The sequence below is a fragment of the Oceanicoccus sp. KOV_DT_Chl genome (genome assembly GCF_900120175.1).
In the GTDB taxonomy this organism is placed as follows: Bacteria; Pseudomonadota; Gammaproteobacteria; order Pseudomonadales; family Dasaniaceae; genus Oceanicoccus.
In genome coordinates this window covers 276,405-299,477 of the sequence record NZ_FQLF01000004.1, presented here as the reverse complement: position 1 = coordinate 299,477, position 23,073 = coordinate 276,405, and the positions used below count along the sequence as shown (strand labels likewise).

15 protein-coding genes and 2 pseudogenes are annotated in these 23,073 nt (G+C 45.7%); 13 read left to right on the top strand and 4 right to left on the bottom strand.

What is annotated here, in order from left to right; all coding sequences use genetic code 11:
• The 5 genes from UNITIG_RS16805 (at position 1) to UNITIG_RS16785 (ending at position 9,131) form a co-directional block, all read left to right on the top strand.
• Positions 1-1,206 (top strand): O-succinylhomoserine sulfhydrylase, encoded by a 1,206-nt coding sequence (locus UNITIG_RS16805; RefSeq protein WP_101759532.1) that lies wholly within the window; start codon positions 1-3, stop codon positions 1,204-1,206.
• Positions 1,207-1,316: 110 nt separating this feature from the next.
• Positions 1,317-5,138 carry a molybdopterin-dependent oxidoreductase gene (locus tag UNITIG_RS24525; RefSeq protein ID WP_235015466.1) on the top strand — a complete coding sequence of 1,274 codons (3,822 nt, stop codon included), beginning with the start codon at positions 1,317-1,319 and terminating at the stop codon, positions 5,136-5,138.
• Between the two features lie 82 nt (positions 5,139-5,220).
• Positions 5,221-6,138, top strand: a complete 918-nt coding sequence (locus tag UNITIG_RS16795) for a MoxR family ATPase (protein WP_101759531.1) — start codon at positions 5,221-5,223, stop codon at positions 6,136-6,138.
• A gap of 5 nt (positions 6,139-6,143) precedes the next feature.
• Positions 6,144-7,109, top strand: a complete 966-nt coding sequence (locus UNITIG_RS16790) for a DUF58 domain-containing protein (RefSeq protein WP_101759530.1) — start codon at positions 6,144-6,146, stop codon at positions 7,107-7,109.
• A 3-nt stretch (positions 7,110-7,112) separates the two neighbouring features.
• On the top strand, positions 7,113-9,131 hold the full coding sequence (locus UNITIG_RS16785) for a DUF3488 and transglutaminase-like domain-containing protein (RefSeq protein WP_101759529.1): 2,019 nt from the start codon (positions 7,113-7,115) through the stop codon (positions 9,129-9,131).
• A 74-nt stretch (positions 9,132-9,205) separates the two neighbouring features.
• Here the strand turns inward: UNITIG_RS16785 and acnB are convergent.
• A pseudogene (gene acnB / locus UNITIG_RS16780) lies at positions 9,206-11,819 on the bottom strand (bifunctional aconitate hydratase 2/2-methylisocitrate dehydratase).
• Positions 11,820-12,183: 364 nt separating this feature from the next.
• On the opposite strand from acnB, the gene UNITIG_RS16775 reads away from it, so the two are divergent.
• From UNITIG_RS16775 to UNITIG_RS16755, 5 genes are read left to right on the top strand one after another with little or no spacing between them, the layout of a single operon-like run.
• The gene (locus UNITIG_RS16775) at positions 12,184-12,696 is read left to right on the top strand and encodes a DUF1289 domain-containing protein (protein WP_101759528.1); all 513 of its coding nucleotides are present in this window, start codon (positions 12,184-12,186) and stop codon (positions 12,694-12,696) included.
• The gene (locus UNITIG_RS16770; protein ID WP_101759527.1) at positions 12,697-14,565 is read left to right on the top strand and encodes a hypothetical protein; all 1,869 of its coding nucleotides are present in this window, start codon (positions 12,697-12,699) and stop codon (positions 14,563-14,565) included.
• Positions 14,565-15,074 (top strand): hypothetical protein, encoded by a 510-nt coding sequence (locus UNITIG_RS16765; RefSeq protein WP_101759526.1) that lies wholly within the window; start codon positions 14,565-14,567, stop codon positions 15,072-15,074. The genes UNITIG_RS16770 and UNITIG_RS16765 overlap by 1 nt, the downstream gene beginning before the upstream one ends.
• Positions 15,075-15,085: 11 nt before the next feature.
• Entirely contained in the window at positions 15,086-15,691 is a 606-nt protein-coding gene (locus UNITIG_RS16760; RefSeq protein WP_101759525.1) for a tRNA-(ms[2]io[6]A)-hydroxylase, read from the top strand.
• A gap of 42 nt (positions 15,692-15,733) precedes the next feature.
• A complete protein-coding gene (locus UNITIG_RS16755) occupies positions 15,734-16,249 on the top strand; it encodes a cytochrome b/b6 domain-containing protein (RefSeq protein WP_101759524.1) in 516 nt (171 codons plus the stop codon).
• A gap of 142 nt (positions 16,250-16,391) precedes the next feature.
• Here UNITIG_RS16755 and UNITIG_RS16750 read toward each other — a convergent pair whose 3' ends face one another.
• Genes UNITIG_RS16750 through UNITIG_RS16740 form a run of 3 tightly spaced genes read right to left on the bottom strand, consistent with a single transcriptional unit; the run spans position 16,392 to position 18,113 of the window.
• Positions 16,392-16,847 carry a cytochrome c gene (locus tag UNITIG_RS16750; protein WP_159931186.1) on the bottom strand — a complete coding sequence of 152 codons (456 nt, stop codon included), beginning with the start codon at positions 16,845-16,847 and terminating at the stop codon, positions 16,392-16,394.
• Positions 16,848-16,879: 32 nt separating this feature from the next.
• Positions 16,880-17,572, bottom strand: a complete 693-nt coding sequence (locus tag UNITIG_RS16745; RefSeq protein ID WP_235015465.1) for a UDP-2,3-diacylglucosamine diphosphatase — start codon at positions 17,570-17,572, stop codon at positions 16,880-16,882.
• A gap of 46 nt (positions 17,573-17,618) precedes the next feature.
• Complete coding sequence (locus UNITIG_RS16740) at positions 17,619-18,113, bottom strand: peptidylprolyl isomerase (RefSeq protein WP_101759522.1); 495 nt, start codon at positions 18,111-18,113, stop codon at positions 17,619-17,621.
• 183 nt (positions 18,114-18,296) lie between these two features.
• Here UNITIG_RS16740 and UNITIG_RS16735 point away from each other — a divergent pair.
• The 3 genes and pseudogenes from UNITIG_RS16735 to UNITIG_RS16725 all read left to right on the top strand — a co-directional run bounded on the left by UNITIG_RS16735 (position 18,297) and on the right by UNITIG_RS16725 (position 22,655).
• A pseudogene (locus tag UNITIG_RS16735) lies at positions 18,297-19,980 on the top strand (glutamine--tRNA ligase/YqeY domain fusion protein).
• Between the two features lie 718 nt (positions 19,981-20,698).
• Positions 20,699-21,535: a hypothetical protein gene (locus UNITIG_RS16730; RefSeq protein WP_101759521.1), complete on the top strand. Its 837-nt coding sequence runs from the start codon at positions 20,699-20,701 to the stop codon at positions 21,533-21,535.
• Between the two features lie 133 nt (positions 21,536-21,668).
• On the top strand, positions 21,669-22,655 hold the full coding sequence (locus tag UNITIG_RS16725) for an LLM class flavin-dependent oxidoreductase (RefSeq protein WP_101759520.1): 987 nt from the start codon (positions 21,669-21,671) through the stop codon (positions 22,653-22,655).
• Positions 22,656-23,073 lie beyond the last annotated feature (418 nt).

Genomic DNA, 23,073 nt, shown 5'->3' with positions numbered 1-23,073 from the left:
ATGTCACTTAAAGAAGAGCAGCGCCGAGCCGCCCTGGAGCATGCCCGGATCGATACGCTGGCGATTCGTGCCGGTCAAATACGTACGGCCGAAGGTGAGCATGCCGAGCCCATTTTTCCTACTTCCAGTTATGTATTTGATAGTGCTGCACAGGCCGCCGCTCGTTTTAAGGGGGATGAAAAGGGCAATGTTTATTCTCGCTACACTAATCCCACCGTACGCAATTTTGAGCAACGTATTGCCGCGCTGGAAGGCGCCGAGGCGGGAGTGGCTACTGCATCAGGCATGGCAGCCATACTGAGTACTTGCATGGCCTTATTAGCAGCCGGTGATCATGTTGTCTGCTCTCGCAACGTGTTTGGCACCACCACCAATCTATTTTTAAAATATTTATGCAAGTTTGGCCTTGAAGTCAGTTTTGTTGATTTAGTGGACCTCGATGATTGGGCGTCAGCAATTAAACCTAATACCAAATTATTATTTTGCGAAACGCCTTCGAACCCTATTTGTGAAGTAGCCGACTTAAGTGCGCTATCAGTGTTGGCTAAAAAACATCAGTGTCTGTTTGTGGTTGATAATTGTTTCTGTACACCCGCATTACAAAAACCAATCGACTTTGGTGCCGATCTGGTTATTCACTCTGCGACTAAATACCTTGATGGTCAAGGTCGTTGCGTAGGGGGCTGTGTAGTCGGCAGGCATGAGCAAATTGAAGAAATTGTCGGTTTTCTACGTACCTGTGGTCCGACTATGAGTCCCTTTAATGCCTGGGTATTTTTAAAAGGTCTGGAAACACTGCGCTTGAGAATGGATGCACACAGTGCTAATGCTCTAGCTCTCGCGCAATGGCTGGAACAACAGGATGCAGTGGAGAAAGTCTTTTATTCAGGTTTGGATTCTCACCCGGGCAAGCCCTTGGCAACCAAGCAACAGCGCGGTTACGGCGGGGTACTCTCATTCCGGGTTAAAGGCGGTCGCGACGAAGCCTGGCGCTTTATCGATGCCACTCGCATTTGTTCATTAACCGCCAACTTGGGCGATGTTAAAACCACCATCGTTCATCCTGCTACGACCACGCATGGCCGTTTAACCGATGAACAGCGCGCTGCAGCCAGCATAAGCGATAACTTAATTCGCCTTGCAGTGGGCTTGGAAGATATTGAAGATCTTAAAATCGATATGCAGCGGGGTTTAGACGCACTTTAAACCAGCGTTTATTCCGCCAACGTTTCTGACTATAAAATTGGTTGCAATCGTTATTGCCTATGAGCTGCTAAATTCTTAGTGTTTCGCTTACTTTAAGAAGGGAAACAAAGATGGCTTATATCGTCACCCAAGCATGTATTGGCAACAAACATACCGACTGTGTTGATGTGTGTCCGGTCGACGCATTTCGTGAAGGGCCGGAGATGCTCTTTATCGATCCTGAAGTTTGTATCGATTGTAATGCCTGTCTCACTGAATGCCCTGAGCGCGCTATTTTTCCAGCATCATCAGTACCTGCAACGATGCGGCATTTTATCGATCTCAATGCCGTAAATTCCCAGCTGTATCCATTAATAAGTGAAAGCATTCATCGTCAAGCTCACACCACTCATTCCAGTGCGGCAGCAAGGTTTGCCGTCGTCGGCTCAGGTCCCTCCGGCTTTTATACCGCAGATGCATTATTAAATAAGATGCCATCAGCGCAGGTCGATATTTTTGAACGCCTACCGACACCATTTGGATTGGTGCGTTATGGCGTGGCGCCGGATCATCCCAAGATTAAATCAGTAAGTAAAAATTTTGAACGGGTGGCGGAATCTCCGCAGGTACGTTTTTTTGGTAATGTGAATGTAGGTACTGATTTATCGGCGGAGGATTTACGCCAGCACTACCATGCTGTTGTTTACAGCACCGGTGGGTCTAACAGTAAAACACTGGCCATACCCGGTGCAGAACTAGGTAACGTATTTGGCTCTTCGGAGTTTGTCGGCTGGTATAACGGCCACCCTGAGCATCAAGCGTTACTGCCTGATTTGTCATCCGGTTCGGCCGTGGTGATTGGTATGGGCAACGTCGCGCTGGATATTGCACGTATATTATCGGCAGAGCAACTACAGCAAACGGACATTGCCGATCAGGCACTTACAGCTATTGCTAATAGCAATATCAAAGATGTTTATCTATTAGCCCGTCGTGGTGCTATGCAAGCAGCCTTTACGCCTAAAGAGCTAGAGCAGTTAATGGCTATGCCAGAAATCGACCTCGTTGTTGATAGTAATGATCTCGCGCTTGATAGCCAATCTTTAATTGAATTAGAACAACCGGAATGTAGTGAAGCAAAGCAAAATATACACTTGTTACAAAAAATAGCGGCGGGCAACGTTAATAAACAGGTCGCAGCTAAAACGATTCACTTTATGTTTGGTTTGAGCCCCACCGCAATCAAAGAAAATAGTAATGGCAAAACGTTATCTGCAAGCCGCAATAGGTTGCAACGGGGTGCAGACGGAAAAGTAAGCGCTGTTGCTACTTCTGAAAGTATCATTCTATCGACAGGGTTAGTGATTAACGCAACGGGATACCAAGGTGAACCCATTACCGGTTTACCTTTCGATCAGCAGCAGGGGGTAATCACCCATCATAATTCGTGTATTGATCTAGCAAGAAAACAACCGCAGGAGTATGTCTCCGGGTGGATTAAACGCGGTGCCAGTGGTGTGATTGGTAGCAATAAGCAATGTGCCGCTGACACGGTCGATGAATTATGTGCCAATTTTTCAGTCGGGATCGATGCCGATACGTGTCAAGACATAAGTACACTATTACAGCAGCGCCACATTGATTACGTCAGTTTTAGCGACTGGAAGCTACTGGATAACTATGAACAAGAACAAGGTAAGCGAGAAGGGCGCCCGCGGGTTAAAGAAACCAACATTAACCGTATGCTGCAGATTATCCGTGACATTAAATCGCGGGAGGTAGCGGAAAATGATGCACAACATGCATTACCGATAAAAACACATTTTCGCAGTTGTACCCTCTGTGAGGCTATGTGCGGCGTTAAAATAGAATTTCAAGGCGATAAAATACTGTCCATTATTGGTGACGAAAATGACCCGCACAGCCAGGGCCATATTTGCCCCAAAGGTTATTCCCTGCAAGATCTACATAACGACCCCGACCGATTGAAAAAACCGTTGCAGAAAGTAGATGGCCAATGGTTAGAAATATCCTGGGAGGAAGCACTTGATATTACCGCCGGCAAGCTAGCTGAAATACAAGCACAGTATGGTAACGACTCAGTAGCGGGTTACTGGGGTAATCCGACCTCGCATAACTTTGGTTTACTGTTAGCGACGGGAAAAATTCGCAAAGCGCTAGGCAGCCGCAATTTATTTACCGCCGCCTCACTTGATCAAATGCCTCATCAATTAACCTCTTACCTGATGTTTGGTCATGCGCAGGTGTTTACGATTCCCGATATTGACCGCACTGACTATATGCTTATGTTAGGCGCAAATCCGGCGGTCTCTAACGGTAGTTTGATGTCTGCTGGTGATGTCCTCAAGCGTCTGGAGGGAATAAAACATCGTGGAGGCAAGTGGGTACTGATCGATCCTAGAAAAACTGAATCGACACTCTATGCATCAGAGCACCATTTTATTCGGCCAGCCAGTGATGCGCTATTTTTAATCGGTATCATTCAGCATATTATTCAATACCGGCTTTATAAACCTGGTCATCTCGAACCGATAATGAATCAATGGGAGCAGTTGCTGACGCTGTTTGATCATTTTTCACTAACTGATATTTCTGGGTTGTGCGGTATTGCTGAACAACATATCCAGCGCATCGCCGAAGAATTCAGTGCCGCCGAAAGCGCCGTTTGTTATGGGCGGATGGGAATATCTACCCAAACTTTTAGTACCCTTAATCATTGGCTAATCAATGTGCTGAATATTATTACCGGCAATATGGATCGTGCAGGCGGTATGATGTTTACCACACCGGCGATGGACTCCGCGGTACAAGCCAGTGCTGCAGGCAGTTTTGCCAGTTACCATACCCGCGTGCGAGGTTTGCCCGAGTTTAATCGTGAGTTTCCAACAGCGGCTATGGCCGAAGAAATGCTGACACCCGGGGAAGGTCAGGTCCGTGGTTTTATATGTATTGCTGGCAACCCGGTATTGTCTTCGCCTAATGGCAGGCAGTTGGATCAGGCGTTAGAACAGCTAGACTTTATGGTATCGGTTGATTTCTATCTAAACGAAACCTCCAGACATGCTGATATTATTCTCCCGCCTACCGGTCCCTTAGAGCACGAGCAATTTGATTTAGTGTTTAATTTATTAGCCGTACGCAATGTCGCCAAATTTTCCGAACCACTGTTCGAGCATGCGGAAGGAGCACTATCAGACTGGGATATTATGCAGGGTTTGATCAGCCGTCTTGACGAGCATAAAGGCTTGTCGACAAAAGAAGGGGCTGAACCAACACCCAGGCAAATACTTGATTTTTCATTGCAACACGGCCCCTATAGAAAATCGTTTACTGAATACAGAGGTACGGAGCAAATACATCACGATCAAGGTCTCAGTCTACAGGTATTAAAACAGTTTGAGCATGGCCTGGATTTAGGTCCATTAGACGCACGTTTTCCTGACCATTTATTTACCTCGGATAAAAAAATTCATCTACTCCCTGAACCTATCATGCAAGATCTTGAAAGATTTTATGCTGGGATTGACGCTTTACTTAAACCCGACGCATTACTGCTAATCGGGCGCAGGGATTTGCGTACCAATAATTCATGGATGCATAACAGTCAGCGACTGATTAAAGGGAAGGACCGTTGTTCGTTGTTGATTCACCCGAATGATGCTAAAACGCAGGGTCTGGAAAACCAACAGCAAGCAAAAATTAAGTCACGGGTTGGCGAGCTGATTGTTGATATCAAACTGACCGAAGACATCATGCCTGGTGTTGTTTGTCTTCCTCACGGCTGGGGTCATAGCCGCCAGGGTATTGGTTTACGCGTCGCGCAAACTCAGCCCGGTGTAAACAGCAATGACTTAACAGATGAATTAAACGTTGATCAATTATCGGGTAACGCGGTACTTAATGGCATCCCCATACAATTGCAGGCCATTTAGAGTAAAAAGGGGTTTTTAAATCAGTCAGCTCCCTGTTAGTCTATGCCTACGTTGTTAAGGCTGGTTAGGGGCATCTTATTTCATGCAAAAAAAAATAGACCAGGCCGTAGCCGAAATTAGTACGGTACTGCTAGGTAAAGAATCTCAAGTCCGACTGGCATTGTGCTGCTTACTAGCCAAAGGCCACTTATTAATCGAAGACCTGCCTGGGATGGGTAAAACCACCTTATCTAATGCCTTGGCCAGAGTGTTAGGTTTAGAGTATCAGCGTGTTCAGTTTACCAGTGACTTATTGCCCGCCGATATTTTAGGTGTTTCGGTTTTTAATCGTGATACTTCTGCATTTCAATTTATTCCCGGGCCTATTTTTACTCAAGTATTATTGGCTGATGAAATTAATCGCACAACGCCAAAATCACAAAGCGCGTTACTTGAAGCAATGGAAGAAGGGCAGGTCACCATAGAAGGACAGACGCGAGAACTACCGGCTCCATTCTTTGTTATCGCTACTCAAAACCCGGCAACGCAATCTGGTACCTATCCATTACCCGAATCTCAACTCGATCGATTTTTGATGCGTCTTTCTTTAGGTTACCCTGACCCTGATGCCGAACGAAAATTATTACTTGGTGAAGATAACAATAAAAAACTCGCACGCATGCGGCAGGTTATCAGCGTTGCAGAACTGGTCAGTATTCAGCAGGCGGTTAACGAGATCCATTGTTCGGATAGTTTGCTAGATTATGTCCAGCGCTTGGTCGCAAGTAGCCGTGATAATCAACAATTTGTCTGTGGTTTATCGCCTCGTGGTGCCTTGGCGTTGTTGCGCTGCGCTAAAACCTGGGCGCTAATGTCTGGTCGTGGCCACGTGGTACCGGAAGATGTGCAAATGGTACTACCATCCGTTGCTGAGCACCGGTTAGGCACAGCAAGCGATTATCAGCATCAGAGTCGCGGCCTTGCCTATAAGTTACTGGAAGACGTGGCTGTTATCGGGTAATACTCATGTTTAACTTGCTGAAAAAAACCATTCAACAGCGCTTTAAGCAATGGTTAGATCGGCGCATCCCTTCTCAAAAATCTATTACGCTTAATCAGCGTCGTATTTTTATTTTTCCATCAGCTCAGGGGCGCTGGTTCAGTGCAGTGTTATTGGTAATGTTAATTGCCGCAATTAACTACCAAAACAATATGATGTTTGCCTTCGTCTTTATGTTGTCCAGCGTTTTTGTAGTCGTTGTGCTACATACCTATGCCAACCTATCGGGATTAACCATTACTGCAGGTAAAGCCAAGCCGGTTTTCAGCGGCGACAATGCGGAGCTTGAGGTTATTCTTCAGCGGCATGGCAGTAGCCCTTATTTTGACATCAATGTTAGCTGGCCCGAGAGTGAGGGTCGACTGGTATCATTGCTGGATCATCAAAGTGAATCGGTGTTACTCCATTTACCTGTCAGTGATCGCGGTTTATTTACTCCGCCGCGTCTTTTGATTGAGACCTTTTATCCGCTTGGTTTACTGCGCTGTTGGAGCTGGTTAGCTTTGGATATTCAGGTGCTGGTCTATCCGCGTCCGTTGGAGTGCAAACTGCCAATCACTCTGGCAGCGACTTCAGAAAGTGATGGTGAACTTATAGCAGCGGTCGGTAGTGACGAATTTGATGGCTTTAAAACCTATCAGGCAGGGGACCCATTAAAGCATGTTTTCTGGAAAGGCTACGCCAAAGGCCAGACGCTGCAAACCAAGCAATTTGCCGCCTATCGTGAACAACATTGCTGGCTCGATATTAATGACTTTGCTGGTAGTACCGAACAACGTTTGTCGCATATCTGTTATTGGGTATTAAAATTGGAGCAGACAGAGGATGATTATGGTTTGCGTTTAGGCGACCTGCTTATTGAACCCGGTAACGGCATCGGTCATCAACAAAATATTTTAAAGGCTCTCGCGCTTTACGGTAGGGGGACATAGCCGATGGCCGTGTCATGGCAGGTTCCGCGCAATTGTCTCGCCTGGATTTTAATCTCACAAATGGCGTTAATTGCGCCACACTTTGAACGCCTACCCTGGTGGGTGCTGGCCTCCTATGCTATCTGCGCTTGTTGGCGAATAATGATATATCAAGGGCGTTGGTCAAAGCCGCCCAGCTGGCTAAAAATATTATTGACGCTACTTTGTTGCGGCGGCATCTATCAAAGCTATGGCTCGCTTATTGGTATGGAACCAACGGTGGCATTATTGATTACCGGGTTCTGCTTAAAGCTGCTTGAACTTTCCAGCAAGCGGGACGTGTATGTGCTGCTGTTTCTTGCTTACTTTGTTGCTATCACCGCTTTTTTGTTTTCACAGAATTTTTTCCTGGTTGTCTTCGTTTTTTTTACAAGTGGATTGATAACTACTGCCTTAGTTGCATTACATCAACACCATTATCAGCAATTTGAACTCGCCAGTTTAAAAAAAGGCTTACTTATCGTACTCCAATCGGTACCAATCATGGTGGTATTGTTTATTATCTTTCCACGATTCGAACCTTTATGGAAAGTACCTTCATTTTCGGAGCAGGCTAAAACCGGCGTTAGTGAAGTCATGTCTCCAGGTGACATCTCACAACTTAGCAATAGTAGCGATCTTGCTTTCAGGGCAGTATTCAGAGATGAAGTTCCTGCGCGTAATAAACTCTATTGGCGCGGGCTGGTGTTGTCTGAATTTGATGGGAGAAGTTGGCGTCAGGGTAGGCGTGCGGAAGATGTACTCTCCTCTCTAGAGGCCATGCGACTGTATAATAAATTTGAAAACCCGATAAGTTATCGAATTATTCAGGAAGCCACATATCGCAACTGGCTATTCACTTTAGCGTTGGCTTATAGCAAAGATCCAACCGTGAGAATGGTGAATGATTACCGGTTGATAAGTACCAAAGAAATTAGTAAACGCATTGAATATCAGATTTGGTCAGATACTGATCGTCTTATTCAGCCCGAGCTGAGTTCAGAGCAGCGACTTTTTGAAACCCGATTACCTGAATATGGTAATCCGGAGTCCCATCAGTTTGCTCAGCGATTACATCGCGAAGCGGGTAGTGACCAGAAATATATCGATGCAGTATTGGCAATCTATCGACAACAAAAATTCGTATACACATTATCACCACCAGCTTTAGGCGAGCACTCTATTGATGAATTTTTATTTACCACTAAACGCGGATTTTGTAGTCATTATGCCAGTAGCTTTGTTTTCTTAATGCGTGCTGTCGGTATTCCTGCGCGCGTTGTTGCTGGCTATATGGGCGGGGAGATTAATCCCCTTAATGGCACAGTGTTGGTTCACCAGTTTGATGCCCATGGCTGGGCTGAAGTATGGCTGCCCGGTGAAGGCTGGCGTAGAGTAGATCCTACCGGAGCGGTCTCTCCCGACCGTATTGAATTTGGTCTTGAAGCAGCTTTAGCACAAGAGGGTGATTTTTTATCCGGCTCACCATTATCCCCATTACGTTACCGAAAAGTTGCCTGGATAAATAAATTGCGACTACAGCTAGATGCCTTTAATTATTATTGGTCAATAAAAGTATTGCAATATGATGACAAAAAACAGCGTAAAACGTTTAATGATTTGTTAGGAGGTGCCGATCCTTGGCGCATCGGTGTGTTTTTGATGGCGATAGGCGGCCTAGTAATGGGCGTTATCGGTTTACGCTTATTAAAGGGCAGAGGCAAGCCGCAACTAATGCCGGAAGTGCGCCTATATTTGAAACTGTGTGATCGATTACAGAAAAAAGGGTTTGTTCGTGAAAATAACGAAGGTGCGATTGAATTTGCCCGTCGTGTCGCCAAACAACAGCCTCTATTAAAAACTGAATTGTTAGCGGTGACCCGCAGTTTTGTTGATCTAAGTTATACGCCTCTGGATGGCCAACAAAAAAAATTACTCTTTAAACAGTATCAATTAGATCTTGTTAAATTGAATAAACGGCTAGTGACTATTAAAAAAAGGTAGAAGGATTATATCGTTTTGAATGTGCATAAAAAAACCCGAGGTTAAACTCGGGTTTTTTTATGTGAGCTCGACACTTACATTTTTACTTCATCAATCTGCACAGCGTTGATCTTGGCACTATCCGCAGCTTCCTGGAAGGATGCAATCTGATCAAAATTCATATATCGATAGATTTCAGACGACATTGAATCCAGATCTTTAGCGTATTCCATATATTCTGCAGGCGTTGGCAATCGACCCAAAATTGAGCCTACCGATGCCAGCTCTGCCGATGTCAGATAAACGTTAGCACCATCACCTAGACGGTTGGGGAAGTTTCGGGTCGAGGTCGAAAGTACAGTACTGTTAGCGGCTACCCGTGCCTGATTACCCATACACAAAGAGCAACCCGGCATTTCAGTACGTGCACCTGACTTACCGAAGATATTGTAATAACCTTCCTCCATCAAAGTGTGCTCGTCCATTCTGGTTGGCGGTACGATCCACAAGCGGGTAGAGATACCACCAGCAGCATGTTTGTCTAACAATTTACCTGCGGCGCGGAAGTGACCAATATTGGTCATACAAGAACCTATAAACACTTCGTCTACTTTATCGCCAGCAACGTCAGACAACATTTTAGCGTCATCCGGGTCATTAGGGCAGCAAACGATAGGCTCTTTGATTTCGTTAAGGTCAATTTCAATAACCGCAGCGTATTCAGCATCGGCATCGCCAGTCATTAACTCCGGGGTTGCTAACCAGGCTTCCATAGCTTGTGCGCGGCGCTCTAACGTTCGTGCGTCACCGTAGCCTTCGCTGATCATCCAGCGCAATAGGGTGATGTTTGAGCGCAGGTATTCGCTAACCGAATTTTCATCCAGTGCAATAGTACAGCCGGCGGCAGAGCGTTCAGCTGAGGCATCAGATAATTCAAAAGCCTGTTCAACGGTTAGATTTTTCAAACCCTCAATTTCAAGAATACGACCAGAAAAAATGTTTTTCTTGCCTTTTTTCTCTACCGTTAATAAACCTTCCTGAATTGCCTGATAAGGAATGGCGTGAACTAAATCGCGCAACGTAATACCCGGCTGCATTTCACCTTTAAACCGAACCAAAACTGATTCGGGCATATCCAGTGGCATAACACCGGTGGCGGCAGCGAAAGCGACCAGACCAGAACCAGCAGGGAATGAAATACCCATTGGGAAACGCGTGTGCGAATCGCCACCGGTACCGACAGTGTCAGGTAGCAGCATGCGGTTTAGCCAAGAGTGGATAATACCGTCGCCAGGGCGCAGTGAAACACCACCACGGGTCATAATAAAATCAGGCAGAGTGTGCTGAGTATCTATATCAACAGGTTTTGGGTAGGCGGCTGTATGACAGAAAGACTGCATGGTTAAATCGGCAGAAAAACCCAGACAAGCCAAATCTTTTAACTCATCGCGCGTCATTGGCCCAGTTGTATCTTGTGAGCCAACAGTGGTCATTTTAGGTTCGCAATAAGTACCGGGCGAATGCCGTCAACACCACAGGCTTTACCCACCATTTTCTGACCTAGCGAGAAACCTTTGCCGCTATCAACCGGAGCAACCGGCGTACGGAATAATTCTGATATGGGTAAGCCTAATGATTCGCGTGCTTTGGTGGTTAGACCACGACCGATAATCAGGTTAATACGTCCACCGGCCTGAACTTCATCCAATAACACTTCTGACTTAAGTTCAAATTCACTGATAGTAGCGCCGGCTTCATTAAGAATTTTGCCTTCATAGGGACGGATTTCAATGACGTCACCCATATTCAAATCATCAACTGGTGCTTCAAATACCAAAGCGCCAGCATCTTCCATTGTATTGTAAAAAATCGGCGCGACTTTACCGCCAATACAAATACCGCCACCGCGCTTGTTAGGAACACCTGGCAGATCATCACCGAAGAACCACAGTACTGAGTTAGTCGCAGACTTACGTGATGAACCGGTGCCCACAACATCGCCAACAAAGGCAACCGGGAACCCCTTGGCTTTGACTTCATCAATTTGTGACATTGGGCCTGTTACACCGTGCTCTTCTGGAGTAAGTCCATCGCGAGTCATCTTGAACGCGGCGCGGGCGTGTAGTGGAATATCAGGACGTGACCAGGCATCAGGGGCAGGGGATAAATCATCGGTATTAATTTCACCGGTCACTTTAAATACAGCCACCTTAATACTTTCCGCAACTTTTTCCTGAGAAGTAAACCACTCGGCATCGGCCCAGGACTGCATGACTGCTTTGGCCTGCTCATTACCTGCTTTCGCTTTTTCTTCAACATCGTGGAAAGCATCAAACATTAGTAAGGTGTGCTTGAGTTCAACTGCAGCAAGTTCGGCAAGGTCCGGATTGTCCAGCGCGTTAACCAAGGTCTCAATATTGTAGCCACCCAGCATCATGCCGAGTAATTTTACGGCGTGTGGCTTATCGATTAGAGAACAGCTGACTTCACCGGTGACGATGGCAGATAAAAAACCTGCTTTAACGTAGGCGGCTTCATCAACGCCAGGCGGTACACGATTGGTGATCAGGTCTAACAGGTATTCTTCTTCACCTGCTGGTGGGCTTTTTAATAAATCGACTAAGCCTGCAACCTGCTCCGGGTTTAACGGCTTGGGGGAATGTTGTCGGCGGCGCGTTCTTCTACGTGTTTGCGATAAGCTTCTAGCACGGTTTACTCCTCAGTGGTTGTGTCCTCAGGTGGACGATACCCAAGCTGCTGGGATTGCCATCAGTTGGGGCTGTCGATGCCCACATCGACCGGGTACTTGTTGCTCAATCAGTGAGCAAGCAAGCCTTAAAAATATGACGGCGCATTATACTGAAATTGCCCAGTGAAGTTAAGTTGTTGAATGATCATAGCCAATGTTTATTGCTATGCCCGTTATTAGCCGGGTGAATATTTCTGTTTACTCTGTCTCGGTTTGACTATTCGGTAATATTTAATGGTTCTATCAATGGGTTAGGCACGCTAGAATAGCCATCGAAAACAATAAGACCTAGTCGATATTCATTACCTATTAGTCGAGCGTTGAGTGAGTAAGCAGTTAGTTGATCGAGTTAAAACCCCCTGCATTGGTGTCTGTTCAACGGGTATAGGCGATAGTGTATGCCGTGGCTGTAAACGTTTCGCCCATGAAGTTATACACTGGAATGGCTATAGCGAACCGCAAAAGCGCATTATTGATAAGCGGCTGGAAGAATTCCTGGCGCAAATCGTCGAAACAAAATTACGTGTTACTGATCCTGAGTTATTACGCTGGAATCTCGAAACACAGCAAATCCGCTTTCCTATCAACAAAAGCCCCTATATCTGGGCCTATGAATTGTTGCGCGCCGGTGCCAGCCAGCTCAAGGATTTGTCCCGCTATGGTTTGCAGTTAGATGCCCAGTATATTGATACTGATTTAAGAGAATTAAGACTCGCTATTGATGCCGAGTTTTATCTGCTCTCTGAAGCCCATTATCTGCGTTATTTTATCCCGTCTGCTGCCGATCCGGATGACACATCGGCGCAACAGCACGCACCTGCTGTTTCAGGTCTATAAATGAAACTGCGACGTATCCTATTGCTGATTATAGGCATCAGCCTGACAGCCTGTGGTGGTGGCGGAGGTGGCTCAAGCAGCGAGACGACTGCAGCTAATACCAGTCCGGGGAATGGCGAACTACCGGAATTATCCAATGACAGTGCCAGTCTTGATGGTGGGTTTTCATCAGCCCCGGCAATGATTTCTAACAGTGCGGGCATGCTGTCTTGCACCACCGAGGCCCTGATTGACCCTGCCAGCACTATTACGGGCTCTATTGCTTACCAGCGGGTGCCCTTAACGAGAAGTGGGCTGGATTATAACAACATCATTGACTTACCTGCGCGCGGGCTAATTGTTGAGGCCGTTGATGCGAATAACGGTAGCTGCAGTGAGGATGTTGTCGCGGCTACGTTAAGCAACGGTCGCGGCGAATATGGATTGAATGTGCCAGTGAATCAAGCGGTATGCATTCAGGTACGTGCGCAGTTATATAGGGGTAATAACAACAGCGGCGCCAGCTGGAATATTCAGCTAACCGATAATACTCAAGATAATGCCCCTTATTATTTAATTGATGACAGAGTAGCTACACCTGACAACTTGTCAGAGCGTCACCTTTTAGCTGCTGCCGGTACTGAAAATCTGGCCAGTGACTATACACAAACAAGAGCAGCTGCCCCGTTTGCTATTTTGGATGTTGCCTGTGAAGCAATAGATACTTTACTGACGGTTGATAGCAATATAGAACTACCGCTTTTGTATGTTCACTGGAGCAAAAATAATACTGTTGCCAAAGCCAGTGATGATAAGAGCTTGGATGAAGGTGATATTGGAGGCGCTTTTTTCAAGCAGTCGCAAACAACCCAAAATGGCACTACCGTATCCGTTATCAACCAAATTTATTTACTGGGTGATGAGGACAGTAATACCGACGAATACGATCCCCATGTCATTACGCACGAATTTGCCCATTATATTTCTGCCAATTTTGGTCGCTATGATGCTCGCGGAGGCAGTCATATTCTTGGGCAGCGGCTGGATATGCGACTGGCGTTTGAAGAGGGGTGGGCTGATGCGTTTTCTGCTATCGCTCTGGACTCGGCCAGCATAGATATTGTCGAGGACGCAAGTAATTATCGGGATAGTTCAGGTATCAATCAATCAAGAACATTTCGGTTTAATCTTGATGCCAATAATAAATCCGGTAGGGGCTGGTACAGCGAGGCTTCCGTTTATTCAATTCTGTACAATCTTTTTGATGATAGCAATGACGGGGTGAACGATCAGGTAAGTCTGGGCTTTGTCCCTCTGTTCGAAACACTAACGTCTTCAGCGCTAAAACAATCCGATGCGTTCATTAGTCTTTATCCTTTTATTAATCGATTAAAAGCTACACGCAGCGAAGATTATAGTATTGATACGCTATTAGCCGATCAGGATTTTGAAAGTATCAATAGTGATTTCGGTATAGAAGAAGACCCCACCAATAATGATATTTCGAACAATGATGATATCGTAGCTGTCTATAGTGAGCTGCTGATTTCGCAAGTGTTAACACTTTGCTCAACTGATCAGTATGGTCTGGAAAACAAGCTGGCCAATTACCAGTTTGCTTATTTTAACGCCACACAAAATAAGACCTATGCGTTCACCGTTACGCCAGTCAGTGACGGATCTGCCACTGACAATGGCAAAGGGTCAATCGAAATCTACCGTCGCGGCGTGCTACAGGCTTACCATGCAGCAGACAATTATGGGGAGAGTCTGGACTTTAGTGTACCGCTATCAGGGGTTTATACTATTGCTTTAGCGCATGCTGATAATGTTGATAGCGACCTGCCCAGCCCGGGGCGATACTGTTTTGAACTGAGGGTTGATGGATAATGGCTGACAAAGTAAATAAATATCTAGTGTCTTTGCTTATTATTCTCTCGGCAGCAGCCTGCATGGCGGAACTACCAGAGCAGCCTGTTGTGCCGCAATCTTCTCAGACTGTGCAGTTGATACGTAGCCCGGCAGCCAATGCTTCGTCACCTTATGCGATGGAATATCAATGGCTGCATGAGCTGCAAGTTAATGTGCCGGCCACGCTTTCACTGCAATGGTCTATGCCTGCCCATCACGGTATGTCGTTGGCGTTTATTCCTTCAACTGATTATCAGCTAGCAGGATTGGAACCGTTGTATTTCAGTGATGAGCAGGGCGCCTTGCAAATAACATTGCAAATTACGCCATTACATAGTGGAAAGTCCTACATCAAATTTTCAGCCAATAGCCTCGATGGTTTGAGCCAACAAGCCTTTGCTATTGTCGTCAGAATCCAGCAAGAGGCAGCGGCCGAAAAGGCCCACTCGGATATAAAGCGCATTGCGCTCCCAGCCATTACTCATTAATCTTATTATCTATGCAAGATCTTACAGCTATAAATAACTTTTTGCTTTGCGAAACACCCGATAGCTGGGTTGAAACCGCGCTTGAAAATCAAGACATTATGTTGATTGATCACGCCAACTGTGAAAAAAAAGCAGCGTCTACTGCAATCAATATGATTTATCGCTATGTGGAAAAATATGATTTATTAAACAAAATGTCACGGCTTGCAAGAGAAGAACTACGCCATTTTGAACAGGTTATTCTGATTTTAAAAAAGCGTGACATTGAATATGTGCAACTTACCTCGTCACGCTATGCTAGCGAGATGCGCGTAGGTTTCCGCACTCATGAGCCTGCCAAATTAATTGACTCATTAATTATAGGTGCGTTTATCGAAGCTCGTTCCTGTGAGCGCTTTGCTAAAATTGCACCACATCTGGATCCAGAATTGCAATTATTTTATTTATCGCTGTTAAAGTCCGAGTCGCGACACTTTCTTGACTATTTGAATTTAGCCAGGAAGTATTCGGATACCGCTATTGATGAGCGAGTGGCATATTATGCGGAGCTGGAAAAAACCCTGGTACTTAAACCTGATACCGAATTTCGTTTTCATAGCGGACCGTTGACAAGCTAGCGCTGACATTGATTCCGCAGGATAAAAACATAGATTACGATTATGACTACATCATCCATCCTCGTTTGGGATATCCATACACGACTATTTCACTGGGCTCTTGTGCTAGCGGTGACTTTATCACTCACTACCGGCTTGATTGCCGAACCAGATTGGATGCCTATACATTTTTATAGCGGTTATGTTGTTATTGGCTTGCTAATATTTCGTTTGCTTACTGGCATATTTGGCCAGGACTACGGGCATTTTAAACACTTTCACTTGTCTATTAAATCTGTCGCAGCCTACTGGCGCAGCAAACAAAATTTCACCGGACACAATCCGCCAGGATCGTGGATGGTGGTATTTATGCTAGTTATTCTATCCGCGCAGGCACTCAGCGGACTGATGACCACGGACGACATTTTTTATGAAGGCCCTTGGGTGTATTGGGTTGACGATAGCTGGGTGAGTATTGCCAGCAGTATTCACGCCGGCAATTTCAGGATGATATTACTCTTAATTGCGATGCATATTCTCGCTATTGCTTTTTATCACTTTTGGCGTAAAAAAATCTAACGCTGCCAATGATCATCGGGTCCAAAAAAATCGACATCCAGGCAGCCGCAGCTCAACCTATGTCATTGCTGCGACTACTGGTAATTTCAGGGGTAGCTATAGCCATAACCTACACTCTGATTACACTAGAGTCGCTCTGATTTTATTTATCTTTAAAATCATCATGGCAGTTCTTGCAGGATTTACCCAGTGCTTGGGCGGCAGCACCGTATGTCGCCATATCCTTTGTTGATGCTACAGCAAAGGCATCGGCATTTAGCAGAAATTCATCCATCGCCGCTTTAAATACTTCTGGCTGCTCCCATATGGCTGGTAACGCTTTGGTTTTTCCTTTGCCACTCCCCGCAGGAAATGTTTCTACAGAAATTTTGGCTAGGCGTGCTATAGATTCAGCATGAAACTGTTGATTGCCGCTGAATTGGTCCATACCTTTCATGGTTGAAAAAGCGGCACCAAAATGACCGCCGATTGCTTCCATTACTCCTTGTCGGTGTTTGATGATAGTTTTCGATGAATCACCATAGGCTGTACCAGCCGCTAACAGAGCACAAAAAGCAATGGAGATAATTTTTATAATCGTTTTATTACTATTAGACATACTCATTCCTCAGAAAGTTATTTAACGCTAGCTTATTTTACAATCGGGTATTGGCGCAATTCAAAGTTATGATCAGCTGGATAATTTAACACCCATGCATGTTGATCCCAATCACCCAGAACAATGCGCTGACACAGAGTGTCGCCTACAGTTAACTGGTGAATGGCGGGGCGGTGAGTGTGCCCATGAATTAACACTTCGGTGTTGTAATCATTTAGCAAGCACTGAACAGCCTGACTATTAACATCCATAATATCTTCGGCCTTGTTGCTATTAGCCTGCTTGCTTTGCATCCGCAACTGCTCGGCTAACTGCCGTCGCACGGCTAATGGCTGTGATAGTAAATCTGCCTGCCATTGCGGCGAACGACATTGCTGACGAAAGGCCATATAGTCCGTATCATCTGTGCACAACGCATCGCCATGTGCCAACAGCACCTGCCTGCCATAGAGATTAATCACAGTGGGATCTGCTAACAAGGTGCAGCCTGTTTTCTGGCAGAACACTTCGCCAATCAGAAAATCACGATTTCCATGCATGATATATATTCTGGTGCCATCGCTAGCACAATGACGCAGCGCTGCAATGACTTGTTCTATCAACGCCGAAGTATCATCGTCACCCAGCCACACCTCAAAAAAATCACCAAGGATATACAAGGCATCTGCTGTTGGTGCTTGCTGGGTGAGTAGATCCAAAAACGCCCGGGTGACTGCCGGGCGCATGGGTCCAGATGCAAGTCTGAAATAAATAGCGTAGTCATGCTAGTACTTAGTCAGCCAATACTGCCGATTCAACAATAACATCTTCAGCGGGAACATCTTGATGGCCGCCCTTGGAGGTAGTGTCTACTCCCTTGATTTTATTAACTACGTCCATGCCATCGGTGATTTTGCCGAACACTGCATAGCCCCAGCCCTGAGAGTTTTTACCCGTGTGGTTGAGAAAATCGTTGTCCTTTACATTGATGAAAAATTGCGCACTGGCCGAGTGAGGGTCCATAGTGCGAGCCATGGCCAAAGTGCCAACGGTATTTTTTAAGCCGTTATCCGCTTCGTTTTCGATTTGTTCACGGGTTTCTTTCTGTTTCATCCCGGGCTCAAAACCGCCACCCTGGACCATAAAATTATCAATGACACGGTGGAAAATAGTGCCGTCGTAATAGCCGTCTTTTACATACTGCTCAAAGTTCGCTGCAGTCTTCGGTGCCTTGTCATAATCCAGCTCGATGGTGAAATCACCGTAGTTTGTTTTAAAAATAACCATATTCTCTCTACCTTGTAAGTTTGGTGGCGTGATTCGTACTTTTGATAGGTGTGTTGCCAAATAAAAAAGCTATAATAAGTGTTTTGCCTGTCGGGCGGAACCCTATTGCTTTAAAAGCAGCAGGGAATCTGTCAGTGACAAAAGCCCGTCTATTTAGACCTAGTACATGGATATCCATATTCAATGAGTAATACACCCGCAGAAAGTGCCAAAGCTGATAATTTTATTGAGAGCATTATCAAGCAGGATCTGGCCGAGCAACGCGTTAACAAAGTCGTCACTCGCTTCCCGCCGGAGCCTAACGGTTATCTGCATATTGGTCACGCTAAATCCATCTGTTTAAACTTTGGTTTGGCAGAAACGTTTGATGGCGAATGTAACCTGCGTTTTGATGACACCAATCCTGCCAAGGAAGAGCAGGAGTATGTTGATGCGATAAAAGAGGACGTCAGCTGGCTGGGATTCAAGTGGGCAGGACAGGTGTGTTATGCCTCGGATTATTTTGATCAGTTTTATCAATGGGCGCTGCATTTAATTCAGCAAGGTGATGCTTATGTCTGTGACCTGAGCCCTGAACAAGCTAGCCAATATCGGGGCTGGGCTACCGAGCCGGGTAAAAACAGCCCTTTCGAGATCGCACTGTTGAAGAAAATCTGGTGCAATTTGAAAAAATGCGGGCGGGAGAGCTGGCTGAGGGCGCCTGTGTATTGCGCGCCAAAATTGATATGGCATCCCCTAATATGAATTTGCGCGACCCGATTATTTATCGTATCCGTAAACAATCTCACCACCAAACCGGCGATAAGTGGTGTATCTATCCTTCCTATGATTTTGCCCATGGTCAGGAAGATGCAATCGAAGGTGTAACCCACTCTATTTGTACGCTTGAGTTTGCCGATCATCGCCCTTTATATGAATGGTTTATTGCGCACTTGCCTGTACCTTCAACACCTCGCCAATATGAGTTTGGCCGCCTGAATATTAACTACACCGTAACCAGTAAGCGTAAGCTTAAGCAATTAGTGGACGACAAGATTGTCAGCGGCTGGGATGACCCGCGTATGCCGACGATTTCCGGTATGCGCAGACGTGGTTACAGTGCAGCAGCCGTCCGCAATTTTTGTCACAGCCTGGCGGTGGCAAAAACTGATGGCGTGGTCGATATGGCACAGCTGGAATTTTTTATTCGTGAAGACCTTAATGAGTCCGCTGGTCGTGCAATGTGTGTACTAGACCCGGTCAAAGTAGTGATTACAAATTTTGCTGAGCATATTACCGGTGACGTGCAGGCTATGAAGGCACCAGTGCATCCAAACAAAGAAGCTATGGGTACGCGAGAGCTGCCATTCACTCAGGAACTCTATATTGATCGCGCCGACTTTACTGAAGATACCACCCTCAGCCGTAAAAATTTAAACGCTTGGTGTTAGGTGAATATGTTCGTTTGCGCAGTGCCTATGTCATTAAGGCGGACAACGTCGTTAAGGATGAAAATGAAACGATCATGGTCATCGAAGCCAGTCTGGTTCCAAATACCGTTGGCGAAGACCCGCCGGAAGGCGTCAGACCTCGCGGTGTTATTCATTGGGTATCTGCCAGTCATGGTCGCAAAGCCACTGTTAGAGTCTATGACCGCCTGTTTAACCACGAGGCACCTGATCGTGGTGAAGAAAACTTTATGCAGCATTTAAATCATCAATCTTTGCAGGTATTGACGGATTGCTGGGTAGAGCCTGCCTTGGCTGATGCTAATCCAGAGCAGTCTTTTCAGTTTGAACGAGAAGGGTATTACACCGCTGACCGCTATGACCACCAGCCCGATCAGCCGGTATTTAATATGACTATAGGCTTGAAAGCAGGGAATTAGAGGCTATCGGTTAGGGTCGCTTGCCGCTGCAAGCCACCCGGTGATCACTGTCATTCATGGGAAGACTCTAATTTCCAACGACCTAGAAATCACTTTAACTAAATTACTTTAGCTCTTAACTTCTTTATGATCACTTTAGATTTAGCCGCTAAGTTGTTGATATATAGGTTAATCTAGTGGGCACTGACCGGGTGCGCCTCAGTTCGGCACAGGCCATTCAAGAATGGCGCATGACAATGCGCTAACAGTGTGACGCAACGACTCTTCACAATGGCTCTTGTGTACATCATTAAGTGCTACGTTGGGGGCGATAAATTTCCTCAGTATTATGGCGTACACCCATTGCTTGCCATCGCTGTTGCACACATCGATAACCAGGGATGCATGAGGTTGAAGCAGCTGCTTTAATGATCGTGATAACGGTCAATAACATCTGGTTGTAGCTATAGAAGTGGACCAACAAAGCGGGTTATGCTGCAGCAATATACAGATGCACGCGCACATGATAATCGAAAGTACGTTAGCAAATTGAACATAAGTATGTTGGTCTGAGCACCACTAGGCATAGCTCCTAGGCGCTCTTGGACTCTTCATTTTTTTATTTCTTGCTAGGGTGTAATTACTGGCGCGCATCGTTAATGATGGCCGCATACCTGTTACCATTGTAATATTGGACGCCAAGCTTGCACGACCACAGAAGCGCTTTAAGGATAAATAGATGAAAAATAACAAACGATTCAACCTTATGCTGTTGACTGCTATTTGCACGAGTTTTTTATCGTCGAACCCCGCATCAGCTTCAGGAGATGAAACTTTCGTTATTGATATTGGAAGCTCACTCAATCAATTTAATTCAGATATTAAGGTCAATGGCAGCTCCCGTGGCACCAAAATTGATTTGGAAGACGACCTAAACTTTGATGATGAGACAAATATAAATGTCATTAAAGTGGCCTGGCGTTTCGCAGATAAACATCGTCTTAGCATGCAATACACACCCATTAATCGTGATAGTACAGCGATCCTGGATGAAGATATTGAGTTTCAAGATACCGTCATCTTTGCCGATGGTGTAGTTACTGCTAAGTCAGAAATCGATATATTCGATATTAATTATACTTACAGCTTTTACCGCAGTGATAAATTTGAAGCCGGTTTATCGACAGGTATTTATTGGCTTAGCCTTGATTTTAGTCTTGAGGCCAGCGGGCTAATCATGAATGAGGAAGGTGTTGTAGCCATTCAGGATGATTACAAAAATAAGGTAAGCGCAGAAGCGCCACTGCCACTGATAGGCATTTCAGCCACTTATCAGCTGGGTCGCAACTGGGATCTTGCGGCTAACTTACGCTATTTCGAAGCCTCTATAGGTGATTATAATGGGGATATCTACAGTGCCCAAATACGCACCAACTATTATGTAACCAATAATATTGGGCTTGGATTATCGCTGGCTTCATTCAGTTTAAATGTAGCTGCCGATGACCCTGATTGGGATGGCGCTTTTGGTTGGGACTTCACGGCTTTAGAGGCGTATCTGACGATGCGATTTTAATTCCCAATGTATTTTATAGCATAATAATCCAGTTACTTTTTTATGCTCTTTAATATCAAGATAAACAATTAATGTAGCGACGCAAGCTTCAGGCCCGCGCATTCTCACTGCCTTATATTTTCAGACCTGCCAAATGCCTCTAAAACTTTCTGTATTAGATCAATCATTAGCTCGCGGTGCCGATCAATCAGCCACTGCTTTGCAAGAAACCATTGAAATGGCGCGCTGGTGTGAGCAACTTGGCTATGAACGTTTTTGGATTTCAGAGCATCACGCCTTCCCCTCGGTTGCTGGCAGTGCGCCTGAAGTTTTACTTGCTGCACTAGGCGCCGCGACCCAGTCAATTCGATTAGGCTCTGGCGGCATCATGCTGCCACACTACAGCCCCTATAAAGTTGCTGAAGTGTTTTCACTGCTGGCAAATTTATACCCTGACCGCATTGATCTAGGGGTTGGTCGTGCGCCTGGTGCAGATATGGCAACTGCCAGAGCTCTGGCGACGGACGGGCAGCCTAAATTTCATGCCTTTCCTGAACAGGTGGAAAAACTTAGTCACTACCTATGGGATCAACACACACAGCCGCTGGTCAGTCCAAGGCCGCCAGCAGACTTGCCGTTATGGATGCTGGGTTCTAGTCCTGATAGTGCAATACTGGCCGCGCAACGGGGGCTACCTTATAACCTGGCTGCCTTTATTAACCCTCAGGTTGACCCAGGTTTACTGTCTTATTATCAGCAGCGGTTTGAGCCCAGCAAGCTGCAAGCTGAGCCTTATAGCATTCTAACGATCAGTGTGTTTTGTGCCGATACTGAACAACATGCCAAAGCACTACAACTCACGCATGATATTAATTTTTATCGGTTTGTGACCGGGCAGGTCAACGGCTCTTTTTTAACCCCGGAGCAAGCGCAATCCGTCACTATAGATGCACAACTGCAGGCGTTTATCCGCAGCCGCTCAACTAACCGCGCGGTTGGTACCCCCGAACAAGTCCATTTGACCATTAACTCTTTGGCGCAACGCTTTAATGTAAATGAGGTGATGCTGGTGACCAATATGTATTACCTTGCTGACCGAAAGCGGTCATTTGAATTAATAATGCAGTCCTTTGCCGGCTAATTCTATTTTTCTCCAATGCTATTAGCACTTGCCCATGCCAATACAAGGTAACTCGTTTTTTTGGACAAACAATCCACCCCGATGAACGGCGTGATTGCTATGGCTAGACTACAGAAAGATACCAGGCGCGCTATGTGGATATTACCAATGATATTCTGGATTGCTCGAAAGTCGCAGCCAGTAAATAAATTTAAATCCGGTTAATGTAAGAAAAATATCGAGCTGGCTATTGCGCTTAGTCGCCTAGACCTCGCTTATAAAATTCGGCGCTGCTGTATCCATAGCCGAAAAGGTCAACAATTGATGCGCTTCGCCTAACCCTAAATGAAGTTTTTTGTAAATAGTAAAGCCGGGGCATTTCAGTTACTCTTGGCAGCGTAGTCAAGATTGATAATGTACGGAGCAATAGCCGCTATCA